We start from the raw sequence: 17,587 nt of genomic DNA on the forward strand, positions 1-17,587 counted from the left end.
GGGTTGAAGCGGGTGTCGGCGGGGCGGCCGGTGAAGGTGGGGGGGATGATGATCTGCCGGCAGATGCCGCCCACGGCGAAGGGGATCTGCTTCATCTCGCTGGAGGACGAGACGGGGATCGCCAACCTGGTGGTGCCCTCGGAGGTGTATGCGCGGTGCAGGCAGGAGATCCACGGCGCGCTGTTCCTCGTGGGGGAGGGGATGCTGGAGCGCTCGGGGAAGGTGACGAACGTGAAGACGCGCAGCGTGGTGTCCGTGAGGCAGTGAGACGTAGGAACACCGCGCTACATCTGCACGTCTGTTCCCGTGATCCGTGGACGGATGGGCAGGAATACCCACGGGGGCATGGAACAACCCGTATTGCTAGCGATATAGGTTGCTTCTGTCTGGAGTGTAGTAGCGTGGATCAGAACGGGAGGGTACTCAGTGCGCAACAGTCTTCGGTGGTTGGGGTCGCTGCTCGATCGCGTGGGCCTGTCTGAAGTGGTGGAGGAGGCGAGCGATTGGGTTCGGTACTACGCGCAGGGCAAGCCGCCCGTGAGCGAGCCTGCTCGGACCCGCGTCTCTCGCCCGGTGCACTCCGAGGCCCCGCGCGCGTCCGTGCATGAGGTGATCGAGTCCCTGCGCAACGCGATTCCGGATCGCCAGGTGGACGCGACGGTGGTGGGGGTCCCCTTCGAGGGCCGCATGGAGCTGGCGCAAGCCGCCCGTCGCAAGACGGCGCCCAAGGCGAAGAAGGCCGCGAGCAAGAAGAGCGCGGCGAAGAAGGCCCCGGCCGCGAAGAAGGCGGCGCCCGCGAAGAAGAAGAGCGCGGCGAAGAAGGCCCCAGCCGCGAAGAAGGCGGCTTCGTCCGGAGCCACGAGCGAGGACGCGGTGTCGGTGCTGGAGACCGCGCTGCGAGGCCATGCGCGCCAGAAGGACCTGGTCTCCGCGGGCAAGGAGAAGGATCAGCTCCTGCGCTCGCTGATCCCGCTGTACCTGGCGAAGTCGCTGGACGTGGAGGTGACGTCCGGAACGACGTCGCGTTTCTGGAGCGGGCTGGGCGTGACCTACGCCGCGCCGAACGCGGCCAAGGCGCTGCGCCTGCACGCCGGCTACGCCCAGGACACCAAGAAGGGCAAGGCCATCACCGCGAAGGGCGTCCGCTACGTGGAAGACGCCCTCACGCAGGCCGCGAAGTAGCTCCTGCCGGGCCAGATGCCGCGCCTTTGCTGCCCACTCAAGTACGGCATCCGCCGTGTTTGGGCATGGGCAGCGATTGCTTGCATGGTGTCTTGCGCCACGACTGGGCTTCAGCCGGAGACTCAGGCTGACTCAAGCGAAGCCATTTCTTCTGCTGTCTTTGAATGGCCAGAGGGCCTGGAGCCCATGGCGACGCTGGATGGACCTGCCATCCTGGCGTCCCATGCGGCCCTCCAGGATGTCGTGAGCCGTTTCCCCAAGGCGCGCCGGAATGAATGCATCTTCACGGCGCGAGCCCTGGAGGTCGTCGTCGGCGAGGGGAAGGGCGTCTACATCGTCCGGGTGAACCGGCGCGTCGACCACTGTGAGGGAATCGGACCTGGTGGCAGCTTCGAGCTCGACTGGTTCGAGCTCTATGCCGTCTCGCCCGAGGGCCGGATCATCGAGCGGTATCAGTACGCGCCGTGAATCCGCCTCAATCCCTCGCGGATCGTGAGCCCGGGACCGGCAGGTTGTCCGTCCGCCGGTATGTGGCCACCACGGAGTACTTCGTGTCCGCCGTGTGATTCCGGCTCGCCGCGTGGAACAGCCGCGCGTGGAAGAGCAGCACGTCCCCGGGGAACAGTCGCACGTACTGCGCGCCTTCGATGAGCGCCGCGTTCTCCGGCAGGTCCGACCGCAGGAACAGCCGCGCGTCGTAGCGCTCCGGCGCGAACTGCATCCGGTGCGTGCCGGGCAGCACCTTCAGGCCGCCGTTCTCCGGCGTCTCCGGGCCCAATGCCAACCACGTGGAGATCAGCTCCGGCCGCGTGAAGGCCCAGTAGCGCACGTCTTGGTGCCAGCCCGTGTCCGAGGAGAAGCGCGGCTGCTTCGTCATCACGCAGTTGTGGTGCGCCCGCGCCTGCACCACCGGCCCGTCCAGCAACTGCCCCAGCGCCTCCATCATCCGCGCGTCGTCGAACCACGCCGCGAACAGGGGAGCGCGCCCATGCGCCTTCAGCAACCGCCTCACCGTCCGCCCGCCCTCGGCGTCGACGCTCGCCGGTGAGCCCGGATAGGCGACTTCGGCCTCGTACTCCACCGGGCCGTCACCGGAGGCGAGCTGCTCCTGGATCACGGCCCGCATCCGTGTACACGTCCCGCCCTCCACGAAGGACGGCAGGACGAGATACCCATCGGTGGCGAAGCGCTGGCACTGCTCGGGGCTCAGGACGGACATGGCGCCCGCTTCTTAATGGCGGCGCCCGCCGCATGCACCTGTCGCGATGCCTCAGCTCAGCAGCCGCGAATCATCCAGGTCGATTTCATCCTGGATGAGGTCCACGCCGTTCTGCCGGAACCGCCGCGCCGCCGCCCGGCTGCGCGGGCCGTGCCCGTGCTCCAGGCACCACTGCGCGTGCTCGCTGAGCAGCGCCAGCTCCAGCGTGCGCCCCAGCGTCAGGGAGAAGCGCCGCGCCCCGGCCTCCATCGTGGTGGGGTTCGCCATCGCGCCGGACACCCAGGCCCGCGCGTGCTCCAGCGCGTCGTGCGCCGTCTTCACGCACGGCCGCAGGCCCGCGTCCGTCACCTTCGACAGCCGGCTCTCCACCTCGTGGAAGAACGCCTCCAGCGTGCCTTCCTTCGCCAGCGCGCGCAGCGAATCCAACGACAGCACGTTCGTCGTGCCCTCCCAGATGGACAGCACCTGCGCGTCCGCCTGGATGCGCGGCAGGCCCGTGTCCTCCACGTAGCCCGCGCCGCCGAAGGACTCCGTCACCTCCGACGTGATGTGCACCACCTGCCGGCCCGTCGTCAGCTTCGCCAGCGGCGTCACCAGCCGCTGCAACAGCAACTCCTGCTCCGTCGCCGTGCGCGTCTCCAGCTTGCCCAGCAGCTCCACCCCGCGGAACGCCAGCAGGAAGCCCGCCTGGAACTCCGCCTCCAGCCCCGCCAGCGTGTCCATGTGCAGCGGCTTCTCGGACAGCGGCGCGCCGAACTGCACCCGGCGCTTCGCATAATCGTGCGCCAGCGCCATCGCCCGGCGCATGCTCCACGTGGCGCCCATCGCGTTCCAGGTGCGCGTCACGTTCAGCATCATCGCCATGTTGCGGATGCCGTCCGTCAGCCCCGCCACCGGCACCGCCAGCGTCCCGTCCAGCGTCAGCTCCGCAGTGGGCACCTTGCGCGTGCCCATCTTGTCCTTCAGCCGGTTGATCTGGATGCCGTTGAGCCGGCCCTGCGCGTCCCGCGTCTCCACGAAGAAGAGCGCCAGCCCCTTGCCGCCGGGGCCGTTGCCCGTGGGCCTCGCCAGCGTCAGCGCCATCTGCGCCGTCGTCGCGGACGTGAACCACTTCGTGCCGTGCAGCCGCCAACCCTCGGGAGACTGCCGCGCCTCCGTCAGAGTGAGCCCCACGTCCGAGCCACCCGTGCGCTCCGTCATCCACTGGCCGGACGTCCAGAAGGTCGCCGGATCGCGCGACGTCAGGTGGGGCAGGGCGTGGTCGATGAGCGCCTGGTTGCCCAGCGACAGGAGTGACCGCGCCGCGCCGTCCGTCATCGCCAGCGGGCACGAGTAGACGTCCAGCGACGGCTGCACCAGATAGTTCAACGCGAACTGGTGCACGCGGCTGAGCGCGCCGCTCTTCTGCTCGTAGGCCACCGCGACCAGGCCCTTCTTCGCGGTCAGCGCCTCCGCCTCCTTCCACAGCGGTGACACCTCGATGTGATCAATGCGCTGACCCCACGGGCTCCATTGCGTGAGCACGGGCTCGTTCAGCCGGTCGCGCTGCTGGAACTCGTAGAAGTACTTGCCTCCCAGCTCTCCCAGCTCTCGGAAGTCATCCTGGAGCGAACGAAACATGTCCTCCGGAAGGGTACGGGCGAGGTAGCCCTGCAGGAACGCGTCGTCGTCGTACTGGTTGCCAAGACCGGGGGGCGCCTGGAAGAAGCTCATGGGCCGAAGTTAACACCGCTGACACGACGGTGGGGTACAGTGACCTCCCCCCCCGCCGGAGCTGTGATGGCTGACTTCACCCGCAGGCCCCCACCTGGCCCAGGTCCGTCTTCGCTCGGCGCCGAGCAGGACGAGAATCGCAACATCACCCCGCTGGAGACGCCCGCCGCGCAGGCGAACCCCGTCCTGTCCGCGCCGCCCCGTCCGCGCGCGCCCGCACCCGCCGGTGCGGCCCTGGGCGCGGAGCCGCGTCCGGAGCCCACCCGCTCCCGGCCCGCGGTGTCCGCCCCGCTGCCGTCCGTCATCTTCGACCCGATGCCGCGCCCCCGCGTGCCTCCCGCGCAGTCCGCGGGCGTGGCTCCGCCGGGCGCGCCGCCGCCGTTCGGCGAGGAGATGCTCGACGTGCAGACCGAGCGGCGCACCGCGCCCCCTGGCCCGCCTCCACCCGCGCAGGAGCCCGAACGTCGCGCGGCTCCCGGCATGGAGCGTCGCGGTCCCCCGGAGGCGGACCGCCGTGGCGCGCCCCCGGCGGGCCCTGACCGTCGCGGTGCCGCCTCGGCGCCGCAGCAGGGCTACGCAGGCCCGGAGCGGCGCGGCGTCCGGCGCGCCGATGGCTCGGACGCCCAGGCGACGAACCGCTTCTGGCCCGCGCAGCCCAAGACGCTCCAGGAGTCCGGCCTCAACGCGACCTTCGTGGAGGAGCTGGTCCTCAAGGCCATCTTCTTCGCGGGCGAGATGCGCGGCATGGACGTGGCCACGCGCCTGCAACTGCCCAGCGCGCTGGTGGACGAGGTCATCGAAGGCCTGCGCCGGCAGAAGTACATCGACATCCGTGGCGGTGGCGGATCCGGCGTGGGCCGCTCCACGATGATCTACCAGCTCACGACCTTCGTGACGGACGTGCTGCGGCAGATATTGGACCGCAACCGCTACAACGGTCCGGCGCCCGTGCCGTTCAACGAATGGGTCGCCGCCGTGAAGCAGCAGACCGTGCGCGGCAATCGCATCACCCGTCATCGCATGCAGGACAAGTTCGGCGACCTGATCATCCGCGACTACATCTTCGACGGAATCGGTCCGGCGATGAACTCCGGGCGCGCCATCTTCTTCTATGGCCCCCCGGGCAACGGCAAGACGGCCATCTGCCAGGGCATGGTCAACTGCTACGAGGGAGACATCTTCGTTCCGCACGCGCTGCTCGTCGACGACTTCGTCGTGAAGATGTTCGACGCGAACATCCACCGCGCGGTGGAGGACGAACCCGGCATGCCGTCGTATGACCGCCGCTGGGTGCGCTGCCGCCGCCCGCTCGTGGTGGTGGGCGGTGAGCTCACGCTGGAGATGCTCGACCTCGTCTACACGCCGGAGGTGAAGTACTACGAGGCCCCGTTCCAGATGAAGGCGTCCAACGGGATGCTCCTCATCGACGACTTCGGCCGGCAGAAGGTGTCCCCCAAGGACCTGCTCAACCGGTGGATCGTCCCGCTGGAGAGCGACGTGGACATCCTCACGCTCCACACCGGCAAGAAGCTCCAGGTGCCCTTCGACGTGTTCGCCGCGTTCTCCACGAACCTGGATCCCAGCGCCCTGGTGGATGACGCCTTCCTGCGCCGCGTCCGCTACAAGCTGGAGGTGCAGCGCCCGGACGAGGAGCAGTTCCACGAGATCTTCCAGGTGATGTGCAGGAAGCGCGGCGTGCCCTACGACGCGCGCGCCGTGGACTACCTCATCGACGAGCACTACCGCCCGCACCACCGGCCCTTCGCCGCGTGCCAGCCTCGCGACCTGTTGGATCAGGTCATCGACATGGCGAACTATCAGGGCCAGACGCCGCGCCTGGATCCCGCGCTGCTGGACGCCGCCGTGCGCAGCTACTTCGTGCGCTTCGACAAGCCGGCGGACTCCTCGCCCACCGCCGCGTCCGCCCGCTGAAGCGGCTGGGGGCCGTCCCCCGCGAACGGCCCCCACGGCGACGGCTGGAGCCACGTGCGCACCGTCTCCACGGGCACGTTGGCCAGCACGTCCACGATGGACAGCCCCGTCACGAAGCGCCCCTCGCGCCCCTGCGCGTAGTCCGGGTGGCGGAAGCGCTGCCACAAGAGGCGCACGTCCACCGCCCGGAAGCGCTCCGGCTTCAGGTACACCGTGGAGCCCGTCCCCGAGTAGTACGTGTGCGCGCCCGTCTGGAGGCAGTACTCCACCAGCCGCTGCGTCTTGTCCTCGCCCCGGCGCTCCAGCGTGGACGAAAGCACCAGGTTCGGCTCCAGGCCCAGCGGTGCGTGGAACAGCGCCATGCTGGACAGGAGCACGCGCAACAGCGACCCCGGGCCGGACTCGCGCGCGGCGGCGTCGTAGAAGGGCTCCAGCAGCGGCAGCACCTGCGCGCGGAAGTGCGGCCGGCCTCCGTAGAGCGTCACCATCGCCTGGAGGTGCTTGCGCGCCCAGGGCTGGCTCTGATCCACCGTCAGGTCGCGGATGCGCGTGTCGCGGTGCGGATCCTCCAGCGGGATGGACAGCCACTGGAAGCCCGGCTCGGACGGGGGCGGCGTGGGCACGCCGTGGGGCAGGGCGACGCGCGTGCGGCGCTGCCAACCGCGCCGGAGCCACTGCACGTCGTCCAGCACCACCAGCGTCCCGGCGCGGGCCACCTGCTCGTAGAAGTCCACCCACGGCAGGTAGTGGGGCTGCTCGGCGACGAGGACTCCAGGGTGTCCGGACACGCCCGGGATGATAGGGCCTTTCAGCCGCCGCGCACCGGGTGACGGAACATCGGAGGGAACACGCGCGGGGCCTTCTTCTTGCGCACGCAGGTGGTGTCCGCGCTCATGTAGCAGGCGGAGAACGCGCGCCGCCGCTGTCCGGGCCGGCCGCGCCCGGAGCGGTGCCAGACGTGGTTGTGCACGAGCAGCGCCTCTCCAGCCCGCACCGGCAGGGGCACCACGTGTCCTTCCGCGTCCGCCGCCTCCACGCGGTCCGGAGGAATCACGCCGCCCAGTGACGTCACCAGGCCCGCGCGGTGACTGCCCGGAATCACCTCCAGACAGCCGCCGCCTTCTGGCGCGTCGTCCAGCGCGGTCCAGATTTGAAGGTCCGGCTCGCGCGTGAGGCCCCACAGCTTTCCGCCGTCCTGGTGGAAGGGCAGGTTGCTGCCGCCCGCGGGGCCCTTGTGGAAGAGGATGGCGCGGTACAGGACGATGTCGCCGGGGATGCGCGCGCGGGCGATCCGTTCGAACAGCGGGTTCTCCATCCACGCGAGGAAGCGCGGATCCTTCTCCAGCTTCTCCAGCTTGCGGTAGTCCAGGGACGGACCCTGCCAGCCCAGCCCCAGGGGGGCGTCCTCGTAGCGGCCGGTGGTGGCGTCCGGCTGGAAGAACATCCCCGGGTACACCACGCGGCCGAGCATCAGGTCGTCCGCCCGCTCGCGCAGCGCTTCCACGCCCGCGTCGTCCAGCACGCGGCCCAGGCGCGCGAAGCCGTGCGCCTCGTAGTGGGCGAGCACGGCCGCCACGTCCAACCCTTCCGCCTCCACGCTGATCATCGCGCGCACCATTGCCTGGAGGCCCCGGCGCGTCCAGCCTTGGCCTGCGCGGACAGGGGAGGGCGCACTCGTGGGAGGGGCTGTCGGCACTTGCACCCGCGCCTGCCCGGCCGCATGGTGGGCGGGGATGCCCTACCGTCGCGCCACGCACCTCGTCTCCGCCCCGGATGGCACCCGGGTGGCGGTCCACACCCACAGCTCGGGCACGCCGGAGGAGGGCCGCGACGCCGCGCTCGCGGACCGCTCCACGGTGTTGCTGACCAACGGCATTGGCACGTCGGAGAACTTCTGGCGCCACATCGTCGCCGACCTGGAGCAGGACCACCGCGTGGTGCACTGGGACTACCGCGGCCATGGCATGAGCGAGGAGTCGCGCGACAACGACTACCGCGTCCAGGTGCACGTGGACGACCTGGAGCGCGTCACCGAGGCGGCCATGGCGCGCGGCGACGGCAAGCCCCCGCACCACATCGCCTTCTCCATGGGCGTGCGCATCCTGCTGGAGCTCTACCGCCGCCGGCCGGATCTGGTGCCGTCCATGACGCTCATCGCGGGGACGCCGGGCGTGCCGGGCTCGGCGGATCCGCGCTGGGGATCCCGCTTCGCGTTGTCCGCCGCGAAGGGGGTGCTGGCCGCGGGGACGCCCTGGGTGCCGGTGGTGGCGCCCGCGGTGAAGGCCTTCCTCGCCACCCCGCTGGCGGATCCGCTGGCGCGGGCCGTGGGGGCGCTGCGGCCCCGGGCTCCGCGTGAGGACATCGCCGAGTTCCTGGACGCGCTCTACCACATGAGCGCGCAGGCCTATTGGCGCACGCTGCGAGGCCTCACGGAGGGCCACGCCTGGGACGTCCTCCCCTCCATCCGGGTGCCCGTGCTGATCATCGCCGCGAGCGATGACGTCCTCGTGCCCCTGTCGGAAGTGCAGCGGCTGCACCGCGCGCTGCCCCAGGCCTACTGGCTCCAGGTGGATGACGCCGGCCACGCGGGCCTCCTGGAGGCCGGGACGGAGATCGCCCAGTCCGTTCGGGGCTTCCTGGATGCGCATGGATTGGCGGATTGAGCCTCCCCGCAAACCCCCGGGACTCCTGGCTGAAGCCGGGCCGGTCCGGATGACCCATCCGCACTGCCAGGTCTTGAGAAATCCGTGACCCGGAGGGTTCCATGGCCGTGAGCGAGAAGTCACGGGGAGGGGTTTGCGTCGGCCTGTAATTTTGTGGTTTGTGAGGAGGCTCAGTACTCAACACGGAGTCTCCATGTCCTGGTCTTCCCGGCACCTGCTGGTCCCTTTGTCAGCGGTGCTGTTGGTGTTGTCGGCGTGCGGTGGTGATGACGACAAGAACCCTGTCTGCGGCAACGGCATCATCGAGAGTGGCGAGGCGTGCGACGACGGCAACCGCGTCGAAGGCGACCGCTGCAACAACAGCTGTCAGGTGACCACGCCCACGAACGACGCGGGCACGAACACGGACGCGGGCACTGACGCTGGCACGGAGACGGACGCCGGCACGGAGACGGACGCCGGCACGGAGACGGACGCTGGCACCGAGACGGACGCCGGCACGGCCACCGACGCGGGCACCGAGACGGACGCCGGCACGGTGACGGACGCGGGCACGGAGACGGACGCAGGTACGACCACCGACGCGGGCACCGAGACGGACGCCGGCACGGTGACGGACGCTGGCACCGAGACGGATGCCGGCACGGAGACGGACGCGGGCACCATCGACGCGGGCACGGATGCCGGCACGGAGACGGACGGCGGCGCCACGGACGGCGGCCCGGCTCCGGACGCGGGCACGGGTTCGGACGCGGGCACCGACGCGGGCACCACGGCGACGCTCAGCGCGCTGGAGCCGGCCGCGGTCTTCGCGCGCTCGGGCACCACGGGTGAGACGATTCCGGAGCCTCTCGCGGTTTCGCTGAGCGCCAACGCCACCACGGACGTCGTGATCCAGGTCACCTCGTCCAGCCCCTCGGTCGTCATCGCCAACAACGGCCAGGTGACGGTGCCCGCGGGCTCGCGCTCCGCGGCGATCATCGTGACGGCGAACGACGCGGCGGGCTCCGCCAAGGCGACGCTGACGGCCACGCTGGGTGGCGACTCGCGCACCGCCACCGTGCGCGTGCTCGGTGCGACGGAAGCGGCCTCGCTGGCGTTCCTGTCGCCGGAGACGGTGTCCCTGGCCGCCGGTCAGACGGCCAACGTCACCGTGACGCTCGACATCCCGGCCGCGGCGGCCACGTCCGTGGCGCTGTCCACGACGGGCAACGTGGGCTCCGTGCCGGCCACCGTGACGGTGCCGGCCAACGAACTCTCCGCGAAGTTCACCTTCACCGCCGGCGCCGCCGGTTCGACGGGCACCCTCGTGGCCACGCTCAACGGCCAGTCCGTGTCCGCCCAGGCGAAGGTCACCGCCGCCCCGACGACCGATCACGTCGTCATCAGTGAGCTGGCGTACGCGGGTCCCGCGGGCGCGGATGACGAATTCGTCGAGCTCTACAACCCGACGAACGCGGAGGTGAATATCGGTGGCTGGAAGCTGCAGTACATGAAGGCCACCGGAGGCACGGCCTACAGCGGTAACTACGTGATCCCCGCCAACTCGAAGATCGCGGCCCACGGCTTCTTCCTGCTGACGAACTCCAAGTACGCCGGCTCCGTGGCAAGTGACGCGAGCTGGGGCACGACCTTCTCCATGGCGGCCGCTGGCGGCCACATCCGCATCGGGCCCTCGACGCTCGGCACGGGCGCTTCTGAGAAGGCAGTGGACAAGGTGGGCTACGGGACCGCGGACCAGCCGGAGGCCACCGCCATCAACGGTGCTCCTGCCACCGCCGGCAGCTACGAGCGCAAGGCCAACGCCGGCTCGTCCGCCGCGACCATGGAGAGCGGCGCGGACGCGACGAAGGGCAACAGCCAGGACACGGACGTGAACAACACGGACTTCATCATCCGCACCACGCGCGGCCCGCAGAACAAGGCGAGCGGCACGGAAACGCCTTGACGCACTGAGCAGTGACTGGCCCCCACCGTCCGTCCAGGAACGGTGGGGGCTGGCAATACCCGCGCGCTTTCGCCATAAGCGGGGGCGTGCGAGTCGTCTCCTGGAACGTCAACGGTCTGCGCTCCATCCACCGCAAGGGCTTCCTCCCGTGGCTGTCCAAGGCCCGGGCGGACATCGTGGGGCTGCAGGAGGTGCGCGCCCGCGTGGAGCAGCTCCCCGCGGAGGTGCGCGCCCCCCGCCGTTGGAAGACCCACTTCGTGGCCGCGGAGCGCCCCGGCTACAGCGGCGTGGGCCTCTTCAGCCGCCACGAACCGGACGAGCTCACCACCACCCTGGACGCGCCGGAGATGGACGCGGAGGGCCGCCTCCAGTTCGCCCGCTACGGCAAGCTCACCGTGGTCAACGGCTACTTCCCCAACGGCAACGGGAAGGACCGGGACCTCTCCCGCATCCCCTTCAAGCTGGACTTCTACCGCCGCCTCTTCGCGCGCCTGGAGAAGCCGCTGCGCGACAAAGAGCGCGTGCTGGTGATGGGGGACTTCAACACCGCCCACCGCGACATCGACCTGGCGCGCCCGCGCGAGAACCGCGAGACCAGCGGCTTCCGCCCGGAGGAGCGCGAGGAGTTCGACCGGTGGCTCCGCGCGGGCTGGGTGGACACCTTCCGCCACTTCAACGCGGATGGCGGCCACTACTCCTGGTGGAGCCAGCGCGCCGGTGTACGCGAGAAGAACATCGGCTGGCGCATTGACTACGTGCTCGCCACCCCCGCGGCGCTCGCCTTCGTGAAGAAGGCCTCCGTGCACTCGGACGTTCACGGGTCGGATCACTGCCCGGTGAGCGTGGACCTGGACCCCGCGGTCCTCACCTGAACCCCCTCATGCCCAAGGGACACCTCTCATGAACGCACTGCTCTCCATCTGGACCTGGGTCGAGGTGGGCCTCGTCGCCCTGGTGGGCTTCTTCGTCCAGCTCTTCCTGTTCATCCTCACGTTCCTGTTCGACAAGCGCCGCTACGTGGCGGGCCGCTGCTTCCGCCTGGTGGGGGTCACCGCCGCGAAGCTCACGCCCTTCTGGCGCTTCGGCGTGCATGGGAACGTGCCGGACCGCGTGGCGCCCAACACCGTGGTGGTGAGCAACCACGAATCCAACGCGGACTGCTTCCTCATCTCCTTCCTGCCGTGGGAGATGAAGTGGCTGGGCAAGCGGAGCCTCTTCAAGGTGCCCGTGGTGGGCTGGATGATGAGCCTCGCCGGGGACGTCTCCGTGGAGCGCGGCGACCGCGACTCGGCCACCGGCGCCATGGCGCGCTGCAAGGAGTGGATGCTCAAGGGGATGCCGGTGATGATCTTCCCGGAGGGCACGCGCTCCAAGACGGATGAGCTGCTGCCCTTCAAGGACGGCGCCTTCCGGCTCGCCATCGAGATGCAGGCGGACGTGCTGCCCCTGGCGGTGAGCGGCACGCGGCTGGCGCTGCCCAAGCACTCGTGGCGCTTCGCCACGTCGCGAGGGCTGGTGACGGTGGGCACGCCCATCTCCACCAAGGGGATGACGATGGACGACGTGGAGTCGCTCAAGAACCAGGCGCGCGCCCAGATTGAAGCCCTGCGCGCTTCGCTCAAGCCGTTGACGGGGGGCTCTGCCTCCGTGCCGGCGTCGGAAGCCAACGCCGCTCGCTGAGCGGCCGGCGGGCCGGGGCACGCGTGTTTGTCCAGGAACGCACGTACCCCAGATTGTTGAGCCTTCACGCGGGGGCTGGACTATGGAGTCCACCCGGGGCCGGTTCTCTCGGTCCGGCTCGGCGCCTGGCGCCCAGGAAGGAAGCGCGTGATGACGCCGGGCGGTCCACGTGAAGAGCAGCGGGTGGCCACGGGCATCCCCGGCCTGGACACCGTGCTGTGCGGCGGCCTGCGCAGGGGCCGCATGTACATGGTCCTGGGCCTGCCGGGCGCGGGCAAGACCATCCTCGCCAACCAGATCTGCTTCCATCAGGCGGCCCAGGGCCACCGGGTCCTCTACCTCACGCTCCTGGCCGAGTCGCACACGGAGCTGGTGAGCAACCTCCAGACGCTGTCGTTCTTCGACCCGGCCTGCGTGCCGGGGAAGATCAGCTACCTGAGCGCCTTCACCATCCTGGAGCAGGGCGGGCTGGAAGCGCTCGCGGAGCTGATCCGCAAGGAGATCAAGGCGCACAAGGCCTCGCTGCTCGTGCTGGACGGACTGCTGGCGGCGGAGGAGCTGGCGCCGTCGCGGCAGGCGCTCAAGAAGTTCATCCACGGCCTCCAGGTCGTGACGGGCCTCATCGGCTGCACCACGGTGGTGCTCACCACCGGGGGGGACAAGGGCCTGCGCGCGGAGCACACCATGGTGGACGGCCTTCTGGTGCTCCAGCAGCGGACCTTCGGGGTGCGCACCCTGCGCGAGCTGAGCGTGCGCAAGTTCCGGGGCAGCGCTTACAAGATGGGGCAGCACGGCTTCGAGATCACCGCTGACGGCCTCACCGTCTATCCCCGCCTGGAATCCATGGTGGACGGCAACCTGGTGCCCGGCGCGGGGAAGCGCGAGCGCGACGCCTTCGGTGTGGCCGGCCTGGACTCGATGCTCAAGGGGGGCGTGCCCGCTGGCTCCACCACCATCCTCCTGGGGCCTCCGGGCAGCGGCAAGACGCTGCTGGGGTTGAGCTTCCTGGCGGAAGGCGCCCGCCAGGGGGAGCGCAGCCACTACTTCGCCTTCTACGACGCGCCGGAGCGGATGCTCGCACAGGCGGCGGGCGTGGGGCTGCACCTGCAGCCCCTGATGGAGCGCGGGGACCTGGAGGTGAGCTTCCGGCCGCCCACGGAGAACATCCTCGACAAGCTGGGCACGGAGCTGTTGACCATCGTGCGCAGCGGCCGGGTGCGCCGCATCTTCCTGGACGGCTACGAAGCGCTCCGCCGCGCCTCCACCCGCAATACGCGGGTGGCGCGCTTCCTGGCGGCGCTCGTCAACGAGTGCCGGGTGCGCGAGGTGACGCTCATCTACACAGCCGAGGCCACCTCCGCCTTCGGCCCGGAGGTGAAGTTCCCTCTCAAGGGCATCTCCATGGTGGCGGAGAACATCCTGTTCCTGCGCATGGTGGAGCTGCACTCCGGGCTGCGCCGCTTCATCGCGGCGCTCAAGGTGCGCAACAGCGCCTACGATCCCGCCCTGCGCGAGTTGGAGATCACGAACAAGGGACTCAAGGTCGGCCAGCCCTTCGCGGAAGGGCAGATGTTGATGACGGGGCTCGCGCGCACGCGGACTCCGGAGCCGACCCCCGTGCCGAAGCCGCGCCGCAAGCCGCGCGCGGGCACCGTGTCCTCCGCCAGGGCGACCTCGCCGAAGCCGCGCCGGAACGTCTCCAAGCGCCGAGGCACGTGACCATGGGGCCCGTCCTCATTGTCGACGACGAGTTCGGCATCGTGGAGGCCGTCCGGGACCTCCTGTCCGACGAAGGCTACCGCACGGCCACGGCGCTCAACGGCCGCGAGGCCCTGGAGCGGATGCGCCAGGAGCGCCCGTCGATGATCCTGCTCGACTACATGATGCCGGTGCTCAACGGGCCCGGGGTGCTGGAGTCCATGCAGAAGGACCCGGCCCTGCGCGACGTCCCGGTGGTGATGATGAGCGCCAGCCCGCCGGACTTCTGGCAGCACCTGCCATGCGCGGGCTTCCTGCCCAAGCCCTTCGACATCGAGCAACTGCTGGGCATGGTCCGACGCATGATCGGCCCGCCGCCAGTGACGCACTGACGGCCTGTCAGGGATTGAAGTCGGTCACAGCCCATGACTGTGACAGGTGAACCATGAAGCCTTCGTTTCTCTTCGTTCTCGTGGCCGCTGCTTCGGCCTTGTGGGCTTGTTCCTGGCTGCCCGGCACGAAGGCTGAACCATCGGTGGAACGGTCGGCGCGCCTGAAGTCGGCGGTGACGGAGTCATGCATCAATGAGGGACTGCATCGACTCCGATTGCGGAGCACCGGCAAACTGGACAATCAGCTGTTCGTGGTTGCGGAGCCTGATGGGCCCTCAATGGCCCATCAGGTTCCTGTGATCATTCAGCATCACAAGGTTCTTGGGCCCTCCTTCATCCTGGTCGTCGTAACGACCCTGCCACGTGGCCGCGTGGGTGAGGCGGATTACCGGCAGGCGGAAGAGTGGACTGGAGAGGTCCTTCAGGGCGTTCTCGACGCGTGCAAGGCATCAGGCCCGGTGAGGTGCGTTCGTTGCCAGCATGATGCGTGCAACGTGCCGTGCACTCCTCGCTGAACGGGAAGTCAGCTGTAGAAGGTCATGAGCGAGCCCCTGGAACTGCGTACGGCAGCTCCAGGGGCTTTCTGCTTTGAGGCCGGACCCCGCGCGAAGCCGGGCACGGCGCACCGCATCAACCGGTTTACGCCGTGCAACGCGTTCTCGGCTGCTTGCAAATGGGTAAAGGGGGCTGGTATTTCTTCGTCAATCGAACGAACTCGCATGTTCGCGGTGGGCGGGGACGCAGGGCGGCTCCAGGTGGCAGGGGCCCCGGCGGCGGGAGATGGCGGTTTCTCCTCTGGCGGGTGGCTGCATGGGTGACGCGACGCGGCATGCGAGCGGCGGATTCCAGCAGGTTTTGATTTCTTCGCCGTAAGAACGAAGTCATCCCAGCAAGACAACCCGGAGGGGATTCATGCTTCGCAACAAGCGTTTCGCGTGGACGTTGACGGCTGTCGGAGTTTTCGCGCTCGCGGGGCTCGTGGGGGCCTGTGATCCCGAGGACGACCCCACGCCTGGCACCCAGAACGACGCCGGTACCAAGACTGACGCGGGCACCAACACGGACGCAGGGACGAACACCGACGCGGGCACCGACGCGGGCACGGAGACGGACGCCGGGACGAACACGGACGCCGGCACGGAGACGGACGCGGGCACCGACGCGGGCACCCAGACGACGCTGCCCCTGGCGGTGGACGGCACCTGGGCTGCTAGTGGCTACATGGGTGACGGCGAGGAGAACGGCCTCGTGGACGAGCCCGTGTGCGCCACACCCCGCCCGGGCTCGGGCCTGGGGACCTGCCACAAGTTCACCTACACGAAGAAGAGCAAGAACTGGGCAGGCGTCTTCTGGCAGTACCCGGAAGGCAACTGGGGCAAGACCAACACGCCGGGCTTCCTGGTGCCGGACGGCGCGAAGGCCGTGACCTTCTACGCCTGGAGCGACAAGGGCGGAGAGACCGTCGACTTCTTCGTCGGCTACGGCCCTGACTCCCAGGACGGCTTCGAGAAGAAGCTCAGCCCGGCCGCAGTGCTGGCCACGACGCCCACCAAGTACACGCTGGACATCAGCAAGATCCGCTACGCCGACGTGGCGGCGGGCTTCGGCTGGTCCGCGGGAGGCCACGACGAGCCGTTCGTGTTCTACATCGACGACATCCAGTGGCAGTGACCCCCATCTGAGCGCCCGGTGCGCCCAAACAGGAACGTGAGCGGACGATGAAAGCGGGAACGGCGGTGTTGACGGTCGATGCGGCGGGCATGCGGGCGCAGAACAGCGGCCTGCTGCTCAACATGATCTGGCGCGAGCGTCAGATCTCCCGGGCGGAGATCGCCCGGCGCACGGAGCTCAGCCCGTCGACCGTCTCCGCCATCGTCGCGGACCTGGAGCACGCGGGCCTGGTGCGCAGCATTGGCGCCGGGGTCTCCCGCGGGGGCCGCCGTCCCACCCTCATCGGCTTCTGCGACGAAGCCTTCAGCCTGGTGGGCGTCGAACTGGGCGCCTCCCACGTCACCGTCGTCCTCACGGACCTCCGCGGCCGCGTGCGCACGCAAAGCAAGGCGAGCCACGCGGTGCGCGGTGATCCGGAAGGGTCGCTGCAGAAGGCGAAGGAGCTGGTCCAGGAGTGCCTGGAGGCCGAGCGCGTCCCGCGCCGCTCCGTCGTCGGCATGGGGGTGGCCGTGCCCAGCCCCGTGCACCCGGCGGCCCCCGGCAAGATGTCCCCCCTCATCCTCCCCGCGTGGAAGCACGTGGACGTGAAGGAGTGGTTCGAGACAACCTTCGACATGCCGGTGTTCGTGGACAACGACGCGAACCTCGGCGCGCTGTCGGAGTGCTTCTGGGGCGCGGGCTCCGGCGGCGAGGACCTCACGTACATCAAGCTGGCCACCGGTATCGGCGCCGGCCACATCATCCACGGCGACGTGTATCGGGGCGCCGGCGGAATGGCCGGTGAAATCGGCCACATCCCGGTCGACTCCAACGGCCCGCTCTGCGTGTGCGGCCTGAGGGGCTGCCTCGTCACCCTCATCGGCTCCACGGCGCTCACCGAGCGCGCACGCGAGCTCATGGGCACCCGCGGCCGCAAGGGCCCCACCGTGCGCGACCTGGTGGAGGGTGCTCGCACGGGTGACGCCGCCGCGAAGCAGATCATCGACGGCATGGGCGCCTACCTGGGCATCGCCGTGGGCGGCCTGCTCAACCTGTTGAACCCCGCCATCGTCGTGCTGGGAGGGGAGATCTCCTCCGTGGGCGAGATGCTGCTCGACCCCTTGCGCGCGTCCGTGCGGCAGCGCGCCCTGTCTGTCTCCATGGCGGAGACGCGCATCGTCACGTCGGTGCTGGGAGAGCGGGCCATCGCCGTGGGCGCGGCCACCCTGGTGCTCCAGGCGGCGCTGCGCGACCGCTCCCTCTTTCCCACGCAGAACGTCGGGAGAAGTGCATGACTTCGCGCCGTCTGGTCCTCGCCCTGGCCCTCTCGGGCCTGGGAATGGCTTCGTGTGATCCAGCAGCAGGTCTGGATAACAAGCAAAACGAGCAACCCAGGCCCGTCACGGAGCAGCCGGGCACGGGGTGGGAAGTCGTCTGGCAGGACGAGTTCGACGGTCCGGCGGGCTCGCTGCCCTCGAAGGAGCGCTGGGTCCCGGACGTGGGCGGGGAC

At 69.5% G+C, this 17,587-nt stretch carries 17 protein-coding genes and 1 pseudogene; 13 read left to right on the forward strand and 5 right to left on the reverse strand.

Annotated elements, in window-relative coordinates:
• From D7Y11_RS34365 to D7Y11_RS34375, 3 genes are all read left to right on the forward strand, one after another.
• Positions 1-267 (forward strand): hypothetical protein (locus D7Y11_RS34365; RefSeq protein WP_148139251.1); only part of this gene is annotated, 267 nt, incomplete at its 5' end.
• 159 nt (positions 268-426) lie between these two features.
• Positions 427-1,182: a hypothetical protein gene (locus D7Y11_RS34370; RefSeq protein ID WP_233597342.1), complete on the forward strand. Its 756-nt coding sequence runs from the start codon at positions 427-429 to the stop codon at positions 1,180-1,182.
• Between the two features lie 186 nt (positions 1,183-1,368).
• Positions 1,369-1,650 (forward strand): hypothetical protein, encoded by a 282-nt coding sequence (locus tag D7Y11_RS34375; protein ID WP_120579763.1) that lies wholly within the window; start codon positions 1,369-1,371, stop codon positions 1,648-1,650.
• A gap of 7 nt (positions 1,651-1,657) precedes the next feature.
• Here D7Y11_RS34375 and D7Y11_RS34380 read toward each other — a convergent pair whose 3' ends face one another.
• Together D7Y11_RS34380 and D7Y11_RS34385 are read right to left on the reverse strand one after the other, a co-directional pair.
• Positions 1,658-2,401 carry a phytanoyl-CoA dioxygenase family protein gene (locus D7Y11_RS34380; protein WP_120579762.1) on the reverse strand — a complete coding sequence of 248 codons (744 nt, stop codon included), beginning with the start codon at positions 2,399-2,401 and terminating at the stop codon, positions 1,658-1,660.
• A 51-nt stretch (positions 2,402-2,452) separates the two neighbouring features.
• The gene (locus D7Y11_RS34385) at positions 2,453-4,114 is read right to left on the reverse strand and encodes an acyl-CoA dehydrogenase family protein (protein WP_120579761.1); all 1,662 of its coding nucleotides are present in this window, start codon (positions 4,112-4,114) and stop codon (positions 2,453-2,455) included.
• Positions 4,115-4,180: 66 nt separating this feature from the next.
• On the opposite strand from D7Y11_RS34385, the gene D7Y11_RS34390 reads away from it, so the two are divergent.
• Positions 4,181-6,046 (forward strand): ATPase, encoded by a 1,866-nt coding sequence (locus D7Y11_RS34390; protein ID WP_120579760.1) that lies wholly within the window; start codon positions 4,181-4,183, stop codon positions 6,044-6,046.
• Here the strand turns inward: D7Y11_RS34390 and D7Y11_RS34395 are convergent.
• Together D7Y11_RS34395 and D7Y11_RS34400 are read right to left on the reverse strand one after the other, a co-directional pair.
• Positions 5,986-6,834 carry a WbqC family protein gene (locus D7Y11_RS34395; protein ID WP_121755430.1) on the reverse strand — a complete coding sequence of 283 codons (849 nt, stop codon included), beginning with the start codon at positions 6,832-6,834 and terminating at the stop codon, positions 5,986-5,988. The genes D7Y11_RS34390 and D7Y11_RS34395 overlap by 61 nt on opposite strands.
• Positions 6,835-6,854: 20 nt before the next feature.
• Entirely contained in the window at positions 6,855-7,664 is an 810-nt protein-coding gene (locus tag D7Y11_RS34400; RefSeq protein WP_233597341.1) for a phytanoyl-CoA dioxygenase family protein, read from the reverse strand.
• Between the two features lie 115 nt (positions 7,665-7,779).
• Here D7Y11_RS34400 and D7Y11_RS34405 point away from each other — a divergent pair, with 115 nt between their 5' ends.
• From D7Y11_RS34405 to D7Y11_RS34430, 6 genes are all read left to right on the forward strand, one after another.
• Positions 7,780-8,709 (forward strand): alpha/beta fold hydrolase, encoded by a 930-nt coding sequence (locus tag D7Y11_RS34405; RefSeq protein WP_120579758.1) that lies wholly within the window; start codon positions 7,780-7,782, stop codon positions 8,707-8,709.
• A gap of 193 nt (positions 8,710-8,902) precedes the next feature.
• Positions 8,903-10,657: a lamin tail domain-containing protein gene (locus tag D7Y11_RS34410; protein WP_126935797.1), complete on the forward strand. Its 1,755-nt coding sequence runs from the start codon at positions 8,903-8,905 to the stop codon at positions 10,655-10,657.
• 86 nt (positions 10,658-10,743) lie between these two features.
• The gene (locus D7Y11_RS34415; RefSeq protein ID WP_126935798.1) at positions 10,744-11,529 is read left to right on the forward strand and encodes an exodeoxyribonuclease III; all 786 of its coding nucleotides are present in this window, start codon (positions 10,744-10,746) and stop codon (positions 11,527-11,529) included.
• A gap of 28 nt (positions 11,530-11,557) precedes the next feature.
• Positions 11,558-12,337: a 1-acyl-sn-glycerol-3-phosphate acyltransferase gene (locus D7Y11_RS34420; RefSeq protein WP_126935799.1), complete on the forward strand. Its 780-nt coding sequence runs from the start codon at positions 11,558-11,560 to the stop codon at positions 12,335-12,337.
• Positions 12,338-12,487: 150 nt separating this feature from the next.
• Positions 12,488-14,056: an ATPase domain-containing protein gene (locus D7Y11_RS34425; RefSeq protein ID WP_121755432.1), complete on the forward strand. Its 1,569-nt coding sequence runs from the start codon at positions 12,488-12,490 to the stop codon at positions 14,054-14,056.
• Between the two features lie 2 nt (positions 14,057-14,058).
• Positions 14,059-14,427 carry a response regulator gene (locus D7Y11_RS34430; RefSeq protein ID WP_120579753.1) on the forward strand — a complete coding sequence of 123 codons (369 nt, stop codon included), beginning with the start codon at positions 14,059-14,061 and terminating at the stop codon, positions 14,425-14,427.
• 7 nt (positions 14,428-14,434) lie between these two features.
• On the opposite strand, the gene D7Y11_RS34435 is transcribed toward D7Y11_RS34430, so the two are convergent.
• Complete coding sequence (locus tag D7Y11_RS34435) at positions 14,435-14,617, reverse strand: hypothetical protein (protein ID WP_126935800.1); 183 nt, start codon at positions 14,615-14,617, stop codon at positions 14,435-14,437.
• Positions 14,618-15,339: 722 nt separating this feature from the next.
• On the opposite strand from D7Y11_RS34435, the gene D7Y11_RS34440 reads away from it, so the two are divergent.
• The 3 genes and pseudogenes from D7Y11_RS34440 to D7Y11_RS34450 all read left to right on the forward strand — a co-directional run.
• The gene (locus D7Y11_RS34440) at positions 15,340-16,098 is read left to right on the forward strand and encodes a hypothetical protein (RefSeq protein ID WP_126935801.1); all 759 of its coding nucleotides are present in this window, start codon (positions 15,340-15,342) and stop codon (positions 16,096-16,098) included.
• 47 nt (positions 16,099-16,145) lie between these two features.
• Entirely contained in the window at positions 16,146-17,372 is a 1,227-nt protein-coding gene (locus D7Y11_RS34445; protein ID WP_126935802.1) for an ROK family transcriptional regulator, read from the forward strand.
• Positions 17,369-17,587 (forward strand): annotated as a pseudogene (locus D7Y11_RS34450) (glycoside hydrolase family 16 protein); the annotation flags it as partial. The gene D7Y11_RS34445 and the pseudogene D7Y11_RS34450, both read left to right, overlap by 4 nt.

It is taken from the genome of Corallococcus sp. AB018 (assembly GCF_003986945.1).
Taxonomy (GTDB): domain Bacteria; phylum Myxococcota; class Myxococcia; order Myxococcales; family Myxococcaceae; genus Corallococcus; species Corallococcus exiguus.

What these genes read in the sequence shown, in the direction of transcription:
- D7Y11_RS34385 (WP_120579761.1), bottom strand. Translation starts at nt 4,114, where the DNA reads ATGAGCTTCTTCCAGGCGCCCCCCGGTCTTGGCAACCAGTACGACGAC.
- D7Y11_RS34440 (WP_126935801.1), top strand. Translation starts at nt 15,340, where the DNA reads ATGCTTCGCAACAAGCGTTTCGCGTGGACGTTGACGGCTGTCGGAGTT.
- D7Y11_RS34375 (WP_120579763.1), top strand. Translation starts at nt 1,369, where the DNA reads ATGGCGACGCTGGATGGACCTGCCATCCTGGCGTCCCATGCGGCCCTC.
- D7Y11_RS34380 (WP_120579762.1), bottom strand. Translation starts at nt 2,401, where the DNA reads ATGTCCGTCCTGAGCCCCGAGCAGTGCCAGCGCTTCGCCACCGATGGG.
- D7Y11_RS34430 (WP_120579753.1), top strand. Translation starts at nt 14,059, where the DNA reads ATGGGGCCCGTCCTCATTGTCGACGACGAGTTCGGCATCGTGGAGGCC.
- D7Y11_RS34425 (WP_121755432.1), top strand. Translation starts at nt 12,488, where the DNA reads ATGACGCCGGGCGGTCCACGTGAAGAGCAGCGGGTGGCCACGGGCATC.
- D7Y11_RS34390 (WP_120579760.1), top strand. Translation starts at nt 4,181, where the DNA reads ATGGCTGACTTCACCCGCAGGCCCCCACCTGGCCCAGGTCCGTCTTCG.
- D7Y11_RS34410 (WP_126935797.1), top strand. Translation starts at nt 8,903, where the DNA reads ATGTCCTGGTCTTCCCGGCACCTGCTGGTCCCTTTGTCAGCGGTGCTG.
- D7Y11_RS34435 (WP_126935800.1), bottom strand. Translation starts at nt 14,617, where the DNA reads ATGCATGACTCCGTCACCGCCGACTTCAGGCGCGCCGACCGTTCCACC.
- D7Y11_RS34405 (WP_120579758.1), top strand. Translation starts at nt 7,780, where the DNA reads ATGCCCTACCGTCGCGCCACGCACCTCGTCTCCGCCCCGGATGGCACC.
- D7Y11_RS34420 (WP_126935799.1), top strand. Translation starts at nt 11,558, where the DNA reads ATGAACGCACTGCTCTCCATCTGGACCTGGGTCGAGGTGGGCCTCGTC.
- D7Y11_RS34400 (WP_233597341.1), bottom strand. Translation starts at nt 7,664, where the DNA reads ATGGTGCGCGCGATGATCAGCGTGGAGGCGGAAGGGTTGGACGTGGCG.
- D7Y11_RS34445 (WP_126935802.1), top strand. Translation starts at nt 16,146, where the DNA reads ATGAAAGCGGGAACGGCGGTGTTGACGGTCGATGCGGCGGGCATGCGG.